This is a genomic window from Methylobacterium sp. Leaf102 (assembly GCF_001422425.1).
Taxonomy (GTDB): Bacteria; Pseudomonadota; Alphaproteobacteria; order Rhizobiales; family Beijerinckiaceae; genus Methylobacterium.
In genome coordinates, this window is the sequence record NZ_LMMX01000006.1 from 62032 (window position 1) to 75825 (window position 13794).

Annotated in this window: 14 protein-coding genes; 5 read left to right on the forward strand and 9 right to left on the reverse strand. The window is 69.2% G+C overall.

Translation table 11 applies throughout. The annotated features are described in order from the left end of the window. Positions 1–5 precede the first annotated feature (5 nt). The 4 genes from ASF27_RS06485 (at position 6) to ASF27_RS06500 (ending at position 3184) form a co-directional block, all read left to right on the forward strand. On the forward strand, positions 6–980 hold the full coding sequence (locus ASF27_RS06485; RefSeq protein WP_056168873.1) for a S1C family serine protease: 975 nt from the start codon (positions 6–8) through the stop codon (positions 978–980). A gap of 31 nt (positions 981–1011) precedes the next feature. Continuing rightward, positions 1012–2442 carry a methylenetetrahydrofolate--tRNA-(uracil(54)-C(5))-methyltransferase (FADH(2)-oxidizing) TrmFO gene (trmFO, locus tag ASF27_RS06490; protein WP_056358706.1) on the forward strand — a complete coding sequence of 477 codons (1431 nt, stop codon included), beginning with the start codon at positions 1012–1014 and terminating at the stop codon, positions 2440–2442. Positions 2443–2546: 104 nt separating this feature from the next. Continuing rightward, positions 2547–2831 (forward strand): BrnT family toxin, encoded by a 285-nt coding sequence (locus ASF27_RS06495; RefSeq protein ID WP_056358710.1) that lies wholly within the window; start codon positions 2547–2549, stop codon positions 2829–2831. After that, on the forward strand, positions 2798–3184 hold the full coding sequence (locus ASF27_RS06500; RefSeq protein WP_156467471.1) for a helix-turn-helix domain-containing protein: 387 nt from the start codon (positions 2798–2800) through the stop codon (positions 3182–3184). The genes ASF27_RS06495 and ASF27_RS06500 overlap by 34 nt, the downstream gene beginning before the upstream one ends. A 47-nt stretch (positions 3185–3231) precedes the next feature. Here the strand turns inward: ASF27_RS06500 and ASF27_RS06505 are convergent, their stop codons facing one another. From ASF27_RS06505 to ASF27_RS06515, 3 genes are all read right to left on the reverse strand, one after another. Further along, a complete protein-coding gene (locus tag ASF27_RS06505; RefSeq protein WP_056358712.1) occupies positions 3232–3759 on the reverse strand; it encodes a GNAT family N-acetyltransferase in 528 nt (175 codons plus the stop codon). Positions 3760–3790: 31 nt separating this feature from the next. Then, complete coding sequence (locus ASF27_RS06510; protein ID WP_056262507.1) at positions 3791–4651, reverse strand: DMT family transporter; 861 nt, start codon at positions 4649–4651, stop codon at positions 3791–3793. A 175-nt stretch (positions 4652–4826) separates the two neighbouring features. Further along, positions 4827–6512 carry an L-lactate permease gene (locus ASF27_RS06515; protein WP_056169028.1) on the reverse strand — a complete coding sequence of 562 codons (1686 nt, stop codon included), beginning with the start codon at positions 6510–6512 and terminating at the stop codon, positions 4827–4829. A 278-nt stretch (positions 6513–6790) separates the two neighbouring features. Between ASF27_RS06515 and ASF27_RS06520 the strand changes: the two genes are divergently transcribed. Beyond that, complete coding sequence (locus ASF27_RS06520) at positions 6791–7714, forward strand: manganese catalase family protein (protein WP_056168855.1); 924 nt, start codon at positions 6791–6793, stop codon at positions 7712–7714. 184 nt (positions 7715–7898) lie between these two features. Here the strand turns inward: ASF27_RS06520 and ASF27_RS06525 are convergent, their stop codons facing one another. The 6 genes from ASF27_RS06525 to secD all read right to left on the reverse strand — a co-directional run bounded on the left by ASF27_RS06525 (position 7899) and on the right by secD (position 13729). Continuing rightward, positions 7899–8597 (reverse strand): glyoxalase superfamily protein, encoded by a 699-nt coding sequence (locus ASF27_RS06525; RefSeq protein WP_082478847.1) that lies wholly within the window; start codon positions 8595–8597, stop codon positions 7899–7901. A gap of 391 nt (positions 8598–8988) precedes the next feature. Further along, positions 8989–9759, reverse strand: a complete 771-nt coding sequence (locus ASF27_RS06530) for an ion channel (RefSeq protein ID WP_056262512.1) — start codon at positions 9757–9759, stop codon at positions 8989–8991. Between the two features lie 86 nt (positions 9760–9845). After that, positions 9846–10727: a phytoene/squalene synthase family protein gene (locus ASF27_RS06535; protein ID WP_056358715.1), complete on the reverse strand. Its 882-nt coding sequence runs from the start codon at positions 10725–10727 to the stop codon at positions 9846–9848. Continuing rightward, positions 10724–11110, reverse strand: coding sequence for an MTH938/NDUFAF3 family protein (locus ASF27_RS06540; RefSeq protein WP_056171450.1), 387 nt, complete (start codon positions 11108–11110; stop codon positions 10724–10726). The genes ASF27_RS06535 and ASF27_RS06540 overlap by 4 nt, the downstream gene beginning before the upstream one ends. Before the next feature lie 3 nt (positions 11111–11113). Beyond that, positions 11114–12061: a protein translocase subunit SecF gene (secF, locus tag ASF27_RS06545; protein WP_056171451.1), complete on the reverse strand. Its 948-nt coding sequence runs from the start codon at positions 12059–12061 to the stop codon at positions 11114–11116. 60 nt (positions 12062–12121) lie between these two features. Beyond that, positions 12122–13729, reverse strand: a complete 1608-nt coding sequence (secD, locus tag ASF27_RS06550) for a protein translocase subunit SecD (RefSeq protein ID WP_056171453.1) — start codon at positions 13727–13729, stop codon at positions 12122–12124. Between the last annotated feature and the right edge of the window lie 65 nt (positions 13730–13794).

The window sequence follows — 13794 nt, forward strand, 5'->3', positions numbered from 1 at the left end:
CCCCCATGGCTTCGCCCGGAGACTGGAAAATCCCCGCATCCGTGCAGCCCAAGGCCGCCGATTATGCCTTCGACCTCGCGCAGGCGCTGACCGCCATCGTGGCCCTCTCGACCCGCGTGCCCGACGAGGCCTTCACCGCCGAGACGCTGGGCACCGAGCGGGCCGGCAACGGCGTCGTCATCGGCGACGACGGCCTCGTGGTCACCATCGGCTACCTCGTCATGGAGGCCGACACCGTGTGGCTCACCACCCAGGACGGACGCTCGATCCCCGGCCATGTGGTCGGCTACGACGCGGTGACGGGCTTCGGCCTCGTCCAGGCCCTCGGCACCCTCGGCCTGCCGGCCCTGCCGCTCGGCCGCTCCGCCGGCGTGAAGGTCGGCGACCGCGCCATCGTCGCCGGGGTCGGCGGCCGCCAGCGCAGCGTCGCCGTGGAGATCGTCGCCCGTCAGGAATTCGCCGGCTACTGGGAATACGTCCTCGACGAGGCCCTGTTCACCGCCCCCGCCCACCCGCATTGGGGCGGCGCCGCCCTCATCGGGGCGGCCGGCGAGTTGCTGGGGATCGGCTCGCTCCAGCTCCAGCAGGGCACCCCGGAGGGGCCGAAGACCATCAACATGATCGTGCCCATCGACCTCCTGACGCCGATCCTCGACGACCTCGTCACCCGCGGCCGGGCCGACCGGGCGCCCCGGCCGTGGCTCGGCCTCTACGCCAGCGACGGCGACGACGCCGTGGTGGTGATGGGGCTCGCCGACGACGGCCCGGCGGAGGCCGCCGATCTCCGGGCCGGCGACGTGGTCGCCGCCGTGGCGGGCGAGCCGGTGGCGGATCTCGCGGGCTTCTTCCGGCAGGTCTGGGCGCTCGGCGAGGCCGGGGTGCGCGTGCCCCTCACCATCCGGCGCGACGGCCAGACCATCAAGCTCGCGGTGACGTCGGCCAACCGCGACCGCTTCCTCGTCTCCCCGCCCCTGCATTGATCCGGGCGCCCGGCGGGTCTATCCCGACACGATGACGGACAGAGCAGACCCTTTGCCAATCCACATCGTCGGCGGCGGGCTCGCGGGCTCGGAAGCCGCCTGGCAGATCGCCCAAGCCGGCCATCCGGTGGTGCTCCACGAGATGCGCCCGGTGCGCGGCACCGAGGCGCATCACGGCCAGGATCTGGCCGAGCTCGTCTGCTCGAACTCGTTCCGCTCCGACGACGCCAACGGCAACGCGGTCGGCCTGCTGCACCAGGAGATGCGGACCCTCGGCTCCCTCATCCTCAAGGCCGCCGACGCGCATCAGGTGCCGGCCGGCGGGGCGCTCGCCGTCGACCGCAACGGCTTCGCCGCCGCCGTCACCGCCGCCCTCGAAGCCCATCCGATGGTGACCATCGTGCGCGAGGAGGTCGAAGGCCTGCCGCCAGAGGAGTGGGGCCGGACCATCGTCGCCACCGGACCCCTGACCGCGCCGTCCCTGGCGCAAGCCATCCGCGACCTCACGGGCGCCGAATCCCTCGCGTTCTTCGACGCCATCGCGCCCATCGTCCACCGCGATTCCATCGACATGGACAAGGCGTGGTTCCAGTCGCGCTACGACAAGGTCGGCCCCGGCGGCACGGGGGCCGACTACATCAACTGTCCCATGGACCGCGAGCAGTACGACACCTTCATTCAGGCCCTCGTCGACGGCGACAAGATCGGGTTCAAGGAGTGGGAGGCCTCGACGCCCTATTTCGACGGCTGCCTGCCCATCGAGGTCATGGCCGAGCGCGGTCCCGAGACCCTGCGGCACGGCCCGATGAAGCCCGTGGGCCTGACCAACCCGCACGACCCGACGGTGAAGGCCTGCGCCATCGTCCAGCTGCGCCAGGACAACGCGCTGGGCACCCTCTACAACATGGTCGGATTCCAGACGAAGCTCACCTATTCCGAGCAGGTGCGGGTGTTCCGCACGATCCCGGGCCTCGAGAACGCCGAGTTCGCGCGCCTCGGCGGCCTGCACCGCAACACCTACCTCAACAGCCCCCGCCTCCTCGACGCGACCCTGCGGCTGAAGGCGCGGCCCTCGCTCCGCTTCGCCGGCCAGATCACCGGCTGCGAAGGCTACGTCGAGAGCGCCGCCATCGGGCTCATGGCGGGACGCTTCGCCCTGGCGGAGGCACGGGGCCAGACGCTCGCGCCGCTGCCGCCCACCACGGCGCTCGGGGCGCTGATCGGCCACATCACCGGCGGGCACATCGCCGCCGAGGATGCGGGCGCCCCGCGCTCGTTCCAGCCGATGAACGTGAATTTCGGCCTGTTCCCGCCCCTGGACCACGCCCCCAAGGGCGAGGCCGGCAAGCGCCTGCGCGGGCCGGAGAAGGCGGTGGCCAAGAAGAAGGCCCTCACTGATCGCGGCCGGGCGGATCTCGCCGCCTGGATCGGGGCGGATGCGGCGCGGATCGCAGCGGAGTAGCGGGCGCCTGCCCCGACTCCATCGCGCCGGACACGCCCGGACCACCACTGCGCCCAGGGCGTATGACTCGTTGCATTCCGTGAGCCCTGGGCGTAGGTTGACCCATGGACTTCGCGTGGCACGATGAGAAGTCGAACCGAGATCTTGGGGAGCGCGGATTCGGCTTCGACTTCGCCGCCCTGATCTTCCTCGGGCGCACGCTCCTGAAGTCCGACGACCGGAGGGATTACGGCGAAGTTCGCCAGAACGCCCTGGGAGAGATCGAGGGCGATCTCTACCACGTTACCTTTACGGATCGCGGCTCTGTGCGGTGGATCATTTCGGCCCGTCGCGCAAATCGCAGGGAGCGCCAACGATGGCACGCATCAGCCTCGATCAACTTCGACTGAACCGTCCTCAGGCGAACCGCGAAAAGATCGAAGCCACGACCGAGGCCGACATCCGCCGCCATACCCGCGAGGACGGAGGTGACCCGGACGCAGCCCCCACAGGGTATGTTCTCTCGCGCGCGCCGGCCGAGATCAGGAAGAATCTCGGCGTCACGCAGCAATCCTTCGCCGATGCCCTCGGTGTTCCGGTCACGACCTACCGGAACTGGGAACAAGGCCGGAAGGTGCCCGACCCGGCCGCGCGCTCGCTCCTCACCATCTTCGACCGGGAGCCGGAGGCCGCTCTGCGGGCCCTGGGCATCGACTGGATCAGTCTTCTGGGGAAGGACGCGGCGGAGACCAAATCCGGTTGATCGCGTCGCATCGAGGGCGCGCGACGCATGCCTCGATCGTCCTCGATTCAGTCGGCTTTCGGCTCGTACGCGAAGATCGTCCGCCCCGGCCGGTGGCCCTCGTCCCCGGTGTCGCGGAACCCGACCTTGAGCAGGAGGCCGCGGGAAGCGGCGTTGTCCGGGCGGCACTCGGCGACGAGGAATCGGTGGGGGAAGCGCTGGCGCAGCAGGCCGACGGCGGCGGTCACGGCCTCGGCGCCGTAGCCCTGCCCCCGTGCCCCGCCCCCGACCCAGTAGCCGAGCTCGACGGCGTGGTCGCCGCGCAGGTGCAGGCCGACGATGGCGACGAGGGCCCCCGCGTGGGTGCGGGCGCCGAGGAAGCAATCGGTCCTCACCTTGGCGGGGCCGATGAGCCCGCGCGCCGCCTGCAGGGTGAAGGGGCTGGGCAGGAAGTCGATGGCGCCGGTGATGGCCGGATCGTCCGTGAGCGCCCGCACGGCCTCGGCGTCCCCGGGCCCCAGGGGCGCGAGGCGCAGGCGGGCGGTCTCCACGGGGGAGAGCTTGGCGAGGGAGTAGCGCGTGGCGAGCTTGAACATGGCGCCGCCATCCTAGCCCATCATCGGGTCTTCACGCGAACCGTTTGGCTCCCGCCACGCACAGGACGACGAGGCCGGCCGCCGCCAGCATGGACCAGGCGACGGGCTCGTGCAGGAGGAGCCCGGCCAGCGCCAGGCCGAAGAACGGCTGCAGGAGCTGCAGCTGCCCGACGCCCGCGATCCCGCCGAGCGCGAGCCCACGATACCAGAACACGAAGCCGACGAGCATGCTGAACACCGAGACGTAGGCGAGGCCGGCCCAGGCCGGCCAGCCGATCCCGCGCCAGGTCGCCGGCAGGGTCGCGAGGGCCAGGGCCGCCATCGCCGGCAGGGACAGGACGAGGGCCCACGAGATCACCTGCCAGCCGCCGAGGCGCCGCGACAGGACCGCGCCCTCGGCGTAGCCGAGGCCGCAGAGCAGGATGGCGGCGAGCATCAGGAGGTCGCCCACGGACGAGCCGCCGCCGCCCTGGGCCAGGGCGAAGCCCGCCACCACCGCCGCCCCGGTAACGGAGAACGCCCAGAAGGCCGGACGCGGCCGCTCGCCGCCGCGCAGGATTCCGAACCCGGCGGTGGCCAGCGGCAGCAGGCCGACGAACACCACGGAATGGGCGGACGTGACGTGCTGGAGCGCCAGGGCCGTGAGCAGCGGAAAGCCGGCCACCACCCCGACGGCCACGAGGGCCAGGGATCCGAGGTCGCGCCGGGCCGGCCGGGTCTGGCCGAGCGCCAGGAGCAGCCCCGCGCCGAGGAGCGCGGCGATCACCGCCCGTGCCGCGGTGAGGAACAGGGGCGAAAAGCCCCCGACGGCGACCCGCGTCGCCGGCAGGGAGGCGCTGAAGATGAGGATTCCGAGGAGGCCGCTGCCCCATCCCCGCGTCGTCCGTCGCATCGGGGTCCCTTTCTTGGCGAGGAACCCCGGCGATAGCTGCCTCCCCGCCCCCGCGACAGCGATGGCGCCGGACGATCCGGCCACACTGTCCGGGGCCCCGGCCGGACACCCCGCACGAAAAAACCCGCCCCGGCGGACCGGGGCGGGCTGCGTCGCGTTCGTCGGGCGTTCACCCTCAGGGGTGAATCACCATGGCGTTGAACGGGTAGACGTAGGCCTGGAGCATCACCAGCACGCCGACGAGGCAGGCGAGCACGATGGAGTGCCAGAACACGAAGCGCAGGATCTTGCTCTCCTGGCCGAAATACCCCGTGGCCGTGGAGGCGACGACGATGGACTGGGCGTCGATCATCTTGCCCATGACGCCGCCGGACGAGTTCGCCGAGGCCATGAGGATGCCCGACAGGCCGAGCTGCTCCGAGGTGATCTTCTGCAAGCCGCCGAAGAGCACGTTCGAGGCCGTGTCGGAGCCCGTGAGCGCGACGCCGAGCCAGCCGAGCAGGGTGCCGAAGAACGGGTAGAGGATGCCGGTGCCGGCGAAGGCGAGGCCGAGGGTGGCATCGACGCCCGCGTAGCGGGTCAGCACGCCGAGCGCCAGCATCGCCGAGATGGTGATGAGCGAGTAGCGCAGGACCCAGATGGTCTCGATGTAGGCGGTCACGAGGCGCCACGGCGAGAACCGCATGAGCAGGCCGGAGAGGATGGCCGCGAACAGCACGCCGGTGCCGGTGTAGGACATGTAGGCGAACTTGAAGACGGCGGCTTCCGGATGGGCGGTGGCCACCACCGGCGGCACCTTCATGATGACGTTGTGCAGGCCCGGCACCGGATAGTTCCAGATGAAGATCGGATCGACGATATCCTTGAAGAACTTGGTGCCCCAGATCGCCACGATCACCGAGAGGATGATCCACGGCACCCACGCCAGCAGGATCTCGGAGGAGGTGGCGGTGCGGGTGGCGGCGGCGGCCTTGGGGCCGTCGACCGCGGTGACGTAGCCGATGGACGGGTCGTTGCCACGCAGGGCCGGCGAGGTCCAGATCACGGCCGGGCGCCAGAAGCGCAGGAACAGCACCAGGGCGCCCATGGACACCAGCGCCGCGCCGATATCGACGATCCACGGGTTGACGTAGTTCGAGATGCCGAACTGGGCGAGCGCGAACGAGCCGCCGCAGACGAGGATGGCGGGCCAGATCTGGAGCATGCCGCGGAAGCCCGCGAACACGCAGATGAGCCAGAACGGCACCAGCACGGAGAAGAACGGCAGCTGCCGGCCGATCATCGCGCCGAGGATGTAGGGGTCGTAGCCCGTTACGGAGGCGAGGCCGGCGATGGGGGCGCCGAGCGCCCCGTAGGCCACGGGCGCCGTGTTGGCGATGAGCGAGAGGCCGGAAGCCGCCAGCGGCGAGAAGCCCAGCCCGATGAGGATGGCGCCGGTCACCGCCACGGGGGTGCCGAAGCCGCCGGCGCCCTCGAAGAACGCCCCGAAGGCGAAGGCGACGAGGAGCAGCTGCAGGCGCCGGTCGGTGGTGATGCCCGCCACCGATTGCTGAAGGGTGGCGAACCACCCCTTCTCCACCGTCAGGCGGTAGAGGAAGATGACGTTGAGGATGATCCAGCCGATGGGGAACAGGCCGAGCGCGATGCCGTAGCCGGAGGCGCGGGCGGCGAGATCGGCGGGCATGCCGAACAGGAACACGGCGACGCAGAAGGCCAGCACCAGGGAGAGGACGGCGGCGATGTGGGCCTTGACCTTGCCGCTGGCGATCATGCCCAGCAGCGCGATGACCGGCAGCGAGGCGGCGAGCGTCGAGAGCCAGGGGCTCCCGAACGGGTCGTAGACCTGATTCCAGGTGGTCACGGTGTTCACGGGCAACGTCCTCCCAAGGTGGCCCCGATCTCCGCCGGAACCTTGGAATCGTTGCTAGCAGACGCCCGGAGCCGGCTCAACGCGGGTTAATCATGTATTCAGAGACAGTTGCGAGCGCGCCACCACGGGGCCGGCCGGGGCCGTGGCGCGTGCGGCCCGTCGGTTCCGGCTCGGTCGCGCCTGCGTGATCATGGCGCAACGGCGGAACATGCCCGCTTCGCTCCGGTTCCACCGAGACGCCGATCAGCCCCGGAACCGGAGAATAACTTATGTTTATGCGTGTCGATCAGCTTCAAGCCGAGCTTCCCGCCCCGAAAAAGAAAGATCCGAACGCCGCCGCGGCCCTACAGGAACTGCTCGGCGGCAAGTACGGTGAGATGTCGACACTGGGCAATTACATGTTCCAGAGCTTCAACTTCCGCAGCAAGTCCAAGTTGCGTCCGTTCTATAGTCTGGTTGCAGCCATCACGGCCGAGGAACTCGGCCATGTCGAGCTCGTGAGCAACGGCGTCGCCATGCTCAACAACGGCCCGGACAACGACGGCGACGAGACGAACGGCGGCGACATCTCGGGCGCCCCGTTCGAGGACATGAAGGACATTCGCCTCGCGGCCGCGTTCCTGTCCAACGGCGGCGGCGTGACCCCGGTCAATTCCAACGGTGCCTCGTGGAACAACGATTTCATCACCACCACGGGCAACGTGGTGGTCGATCTGCTGCACAACTTCCACCTCGAATGCGGCGCGCGCCTGCATAAGCTTCGGGTCTACGAAACCCTGACCGACCCGACGGGCCGCGAAGTCTGCGGTTATCTTCTGGTGCGCGGCTCGGTCCACGCCCACGCCTACGCCCTGGCGCTCAAGAAGATCACCGGCGTCGAGCTCGACAAGTTCCTGCCAACCCCGAACATCAATCTCGACAAGATCCCCGAGTGTCAGAAGTACCTGCAGGAGGGTTCGCACCGCCGGCTCTACACCTTCAGCCCGAGCGACTACAAGGAGATGGCGGGCATCTGGGGCAACGGCGAAGTCGCCCTTCCGGGCGATCCGCCCGGCGAGCTCTCCGTCGTCGAGGGCATGCCGGACGGCGGCAAGATCCACCAGCTCACGGGTGTCCCCTCGGCCTTCACCCCGGACTACGCCCCGGAGGAGATGTTCGAGATCGCCAAGAAGCTGACCCTCAAGGCGCGCTGAGGCGGGTTCTCTCGATGTGAAACAGGGGCGGCTCCTTCGGGGCCGCCCCTTCTGGTTCGGCCGAACGTGTCGACCCTGACTGCGCGCTCGGATCGCTCCGTCTGCGGCGGCTGCGCATCTTGGTCCGGGTGGTTTGCGAGCACGGGGCCAGTCCGGGCGACCGTCGCCCGGACTGGCCCCGAGACTACGCGCCGGCTGCGAAATCGAGATTCGTCGGGGCCGCCCGCCGGGGGACGGCATGATCCGTCACCGCCACGGACGCCCCCACTTCGGCAAAGCGCAACCGCCGGGCCCACAGGCTGCCTCCGCCGCGCAGGAAAAACCCGAAATGGATCGACTGGGCCTCCGGGGGCACGTCGATGACGATGGACCGTTCCTGCCACCCGACGGTGCCGACGAGCGGCCCCTCGCGCGTGCGCCCATCCATGTTGTCGAAGGCCAGCATGCGCCCCTTGTCACCATCGATCCGCATCCACAGCGATCCGGCGCCCGTGACGTCCCGTGCTCTCAGGTGCGCGCTGAGTTCGAGGCGCTTGTCGCGGAAGCCATCGGCGCGGAAGTTCTGCATGAGCGCCCCGAAGCCCGTCGATGCCGGACCGAGGGACGGGTCGGCCAGGGCGACCCGGTAGCGGATGAGCGCGCAGCCTTCCGCCGGATCGAGACCCATCTCGTAATCGTCGCTGCGGGTGCCGGCGACGGTCCAATCTTCGGGGAGGCGCAGGACGGGCCGGTCGAGCTGGGCCGCCAGGGTATTCCAGTCGCGCCAGCCGAACTGACGCGCGACACATTCCAGACTGTCGCCGTGGGAAATCTCGACACGGCGCTCGGCGAGCGCCTGACGAAGGCTCTTGGCCATCGCCTTCGGGTCATGTGGGATATGCATGCGTCCGATCCTCGAACCGGGCAGTCGCTCGTATCGGGGCTCGCATTGCCGAGGGGACCGCCCAGGGGGTCAGACCGAATCGGGGGAAACGTGCATTCACCATGCCTTGCGGCGCGAGCGGCCGGCTGCACGAGCCGACATGACAGAAGCGCCGGCAGACCTCGCTGTCAACCCGGGAGCGTGGCGCCCTTGGTTGGTGGGGAGCGGGCCCTGACCCCTTGCCCTGAAGCGGACGCTCCGCCCCCGGTCCATCATCGGCGTTGGGGTGTGCCCTCCGTAATGACCGGAATTCAACGAACTGGAGCCTTTGGAACGTCCATCTTTGGAATGCTGCCGCGATCTGCGTCGGTCGGACTTCTTCCCGAGCCTGATCCCGCCCTACACAATTGTCTTAATATGCGCCTTCGTCGGGGATGTTCAGCGTGGTGCCGCAGGCTTTGCAGTGTACAGCATCCAGCTCGTGACGCTGCAGCCCACAGGTCGGACACGGGAAGCGTACCTTGTAGGGGCGAAATACGACTTGGGCGAGCCGGAAGAAGAGTGTCACCCCGCATATCATCACGAACACCGAGATCAGGCGCCCGGTCGGTCCCGGTAACGTAATATCGCCGTAGCCGGTGGTCGTGAGGGATGTGACCGTGAAGTACAGTGCGTCGACCGGACTGCCGATCGCTGGGTTGCTCCCTGCTTGCGTGACGTAGATGACACCGGTCATTACGAACACGAACACCATAAGGTTGGTGGCGGCCAGAATGGCATCATCGTTCCGCCGGAAAAACGGACTATCGTGCCGCAACCGTTCAAGCAGTTGGTAGGTGCGCAACAGTCGAAGGGTGCGCAGGATGCGCAGAAAGCCGACGCCCTGCACGACCATTGGCGCCAGGAATGAGACGATCGCCACCACGTCCGTCCAAGTGCTCAGCCGCAGGAACTCGCGGGCCGGCGCCCGGCTAATCAGCAGGCGGCCGAGGAAATCGGCCAGAACACCTGCGCCAAGCGCCACGTCGAGTACGACGATCCAAAGTGAAAGTGGCAGAAAAGATGTGACGATGACGAAAGCGATCGTCGCTATGTCAAACGCCAGCAGTGCGTAACGGAAGCGGTGCGCTCGGTCGGTGTCGCCTTCGTAGAGGGCCTGAAGCCTAGCTTTCAGCGTGGTCATGAGTCCGATCTTACGGGCAGGGGTCAACCCCTAACGCATCCTTGCCCGGCCCCATGGATTCGGACCCGACCGAAACGCGTTCGCCCCTAGAACGCCCCCCGGGACGCCCGCCACAGGCGCCAAAGCCGGCGCCAGCGCGGGATCTCGATGAGGGTGTTCAGCGGGTCGTAGCCCGGGCGTTCCATGGCGGCGAGGTAGGGTTCCACCAGGGCCACGGGGAGGAAGGCGGCCCGCGCGGCGGGCGCGATGGTGCCGCGCGCCGCCGCGTAGGCCGCGAGGTGGCGGCGGGCCAGCGCCCGAAGGTCGGCGCAGGCGTGCACGAGGCCGGGGCCGCCGCGGCCCGTCACCACGTCCTCGCGGGTGACGCCGTAGGTCTTCAGGATGTCGGCCGGGAGGTAGACCTGGCCGCCGCGCGCATGCCACGGCAGGGACCGCAGCAGGCCGGTGATGCCGTAGGCGACGCCCGCATGGCCGGCGGCCGCCGCGCCGCCGGGCTCGGCGCCGTCGCACAGGACGAGGCCGCCGAGGCGGATGAGGGCCGAGGCCGTCTCGCCGCAATAGCCCTCGAGGTCGTTCACCCGCGGCATCGGGTCGTCGTAGAGGTCGAAGACGCGGGCGTCGATGAGATCGACGAAGGGCTGGCGCCCGAGCTTGCGCTTGACGATGGCGTCGTCGAGGGCCGCCGCCACGGGGTTGGCCTTCACGTCGCCCCGCGCCTCGCCCTGGAGGGCGTCGCGCCACCATTGCAGGCGGATCTCGCCCGCCATGGGGTTCGAGGCCGCCTCGCGGGTGCGGGCGATGGTGAGGCTGAAGGCGATGAGGGCGATGAGGTGCGGCCGGGCGCTCGCGGGGGCGAACAGGGTGGCGAAGTAACGGTCTGGGTCGCCCGCCTTCACCAGGGCCTCGCAATGCCCGAACGCGAAGTCGAGGCCGCCGGCCGGGCCGGCTTTGGTGTCCGTGTCCGTCATGCGACCGCCACCAGGGCGGCGGCGACCTTGCGGTTCTCGGCCACCAGGATGTTGTAGGTGCGGGCCGCCGCACCCGTCTGCATCACGTCGAGGCCGATGCCGGCCTCCTTCAACCAGCGCCGCAGGGCGTCGGGCAGGGGCGCGATGTCGAGGCCGGTCCCGATGAGGAGGAGTTCGACCGCCCCCCCCTCCGCCACCACGGGCCGCAGGGCGTTGCGGTCGATGGCCCGGGCGTCGTCGGGCGCCCAGGCACGGACGCCCGAGGGCAGCATCAGGATCGAGCCGCGATGGGACATCTCGGCGAAGCGGAAGCCGCCGTTGCCGTAGGCGTCGATGATGTGGCGGCCGGGAACGTAGCCGTCGTGGAGGCTGCCGGCTGCCATGCGCTACTCCGCCGCCTGGGGCACCCGCCCGCCCGACCGGGCGGCCTGCGCCTTCACCCCCGAGAGCATGAGGCCGAGGTAGATCAGCACCGGCGTCGAGACGAAGATCGCCGAGTAGGTGCAGATGACGACGCCGGCCAGCATCACGATGGCGAAGCCCTTGATCGCCTCGCCGCCGAACAGCACCAGGGCGAGCAAGGACAGGAAGGCGGAGGTCGCCGTCATCACCGTGCGGGACATGGTGGAGTTGATGGACAGGTTGAGGAGCTCCACCGTGGGGATCGTCTTGTAGCGGCGCATCAGTTCGCGGGTCCGGTCGAACACCACCACGGTCTCGTTGAGCGAGTAGCCCACGATGGTGAGGATCGCGGCGATCGAGGTCATGTTGAACTCGATGCGGGTGATGACGAAGATGCCGATGGTGAGCACGATGTCGTGGAGGGTGCCCACGATCGCCCCGAGGGCGAGTTCCCGCTCGAACCGGAACCACAGGTAGAACAGCACCGCCAGCACCGAGAGCACCACCCCGATGGTGCCGGACTGCACGAGTTCGCCCGAGACGCGGGGGCCGACGGTCTCCGTGCGGCGGAACTCGTACTCGGCGTCGAACGAGGCGTGCGCCTTCTGCATCACCGCCGTCTGGCCCTGCTCGCCGGCCTGGAGCGGGAAGCGCACCAGGATGGTGCCCTGGCCGCCGAGTTCCTGCACCTCGGTCTCGCCGAAGCCGAAGCCGTTCGCCGTGTGGCGCACGGCCCCGACATCGGCGGTGCCGGATTTCGCCTGGAGCTCGACGAGGGTGCCGCCCTTGAAGTCGATGCCGAAGTTGAGGCCCACCGTGAGGAACAGGATCACGGTCGCCACCGACATCAGCGCCGAAAGCGGGAAGGTGAACCGCCGGAAGCGCATGAAATCGAAGTGCGATTCGTCGGGCCAGAGGCGGAGCAGACGCATGATCGGTCTCGAATGTGTCTCAGGGTCGAAAGGGCCGGCGGGCGTCCCCGGTGGGGACGATCAGAACGGCAGGGCTTTCGGCCGGGCGATATTGTACCACAGGGCGATCATCATGCGGGTCAGGGTCACGGCGGTGATGACGGTCGTGAGGATGCCGAGGATGAACACCACGGCGAAGCCCTTCACCGGGCCGGAGCCGAGGAAGAACAGGATCAGGGCGGCGATGGCCATGGTCGAGTTCGAGTCGATGATGGTGGCGAACGCCTTGTCGAAGCCCGCCTGCAGGGCCGAGACGATGGAGCGGCCCGCCCGCACCTCCTCGCGCACGCGCTCGTAGATCAGCACGTTGGAATCCACCGCCGTGCCGATGGTGAGCACGATGCCGGCGATGCCCGGCAGGGTCATGGTGGCCTCCAGCACCGACATCAGGCCCAGGATGAGGCCGACATGGACGATGAGGGCGATGTTGGCGAAGAAGCCGAACACCCCGTAGGTGGCGAACATGAACACGATGACCAGGGCACCGGCGACCAACGTCGCGAGCTTGCCGGCCTGGATCGAATCGCGGCCGAGGCCGGGGCCGACGACGCGGCGCTCGACCACGGTGAACTTCGCCGGCAGGGCGCCGGCGCGCAGGAGCACCGAGAGGTCGTTGGCCTGGGCGACCGTGAAGTTGCCCGTGATCTGGCCGGAGCCGCCGGTGATCGGCGTGTTGATGCGCGGCGCCGAGACCACCTCGTTGTCGAGCACGATGGCCATGCGGCGGCCGACGTTCTCGGCCGTCGCCTGCCCGAAGCGCTGGGCGCCCTTCAGGTTGAACTTGAAGGAGACCATCGGCTCCTGGGTCTGATGGTCGAAGGCCGGCTGGGCGTCGGTGAGGTCGCCGCCATCGGCCATGACCCGGCGCTCGACGGGGACCTTGGCACCCTTCTCGTCCTTGGAAGGCAGCAGATCGACGTCACCCGAGGGCGAGTCCGACAGCATGCGGAATTCGAGCTTGGCGGTGCTCCCCAGGAGCTTCTCGAGGCGCTCCGGGTTCTGCTCGCCGGGCACCTGGATCAGGATGCGGTCGGCGCCCTGCTGCTGGATCGACGGCTCGGTGGTGCCCGTGGAATCGAGGCGGCGGCGGATGACCTCGATGCCCTGGCTCACGGCGCGGCGGGTGCGCTCGGTGATGCCCGCATCGGTGAGGCTCAGGCGGATGGCGCCGTCGGGCTGCTCGGCGATGTCGAGGGTGCGGCCCGAGCCCTGGCCGACGAGGGGATTGGCGATGGGCTGGGCGAGTTCGCGCAGCTTCGGCAGCACCTTGGCGCGCGCCGCATCGTCGGGGACGCGGACCTGAACGCCGCGCTGCAAGAGCTGGATGCCGCCCTCGGCCCGGACGGATTCCTGTTGGAGGATGCGGCGCACGTCGTCGCGGAGCGCCTTGCCCTGGGAGGCCACGAGCTCGTTCTGGTCGACCTCCAGCAGGAGCTGCGAGCCGCCCTGGAGATCGAGGCCGAGCACGATGGCGCGCTGGGGGATGATCCAGCTCGGGAACCAGCCCGGCAGCCCCGCCATGAAGCCCTTGCGCTGCTCCGGCGAGAAGAAGCTCGGCACGGCGAGGCTGAGGCCGATGAGGATGACGGCCAGCGTCGTGACGATCTTGGTTCGCGAGAAGCGCAGCATCCGGAAGTCCCGTCCCTTGCCGTTTCTTGATTGCGAGGCCGGCCCGTGCGCCGGCCTCGTCCGTC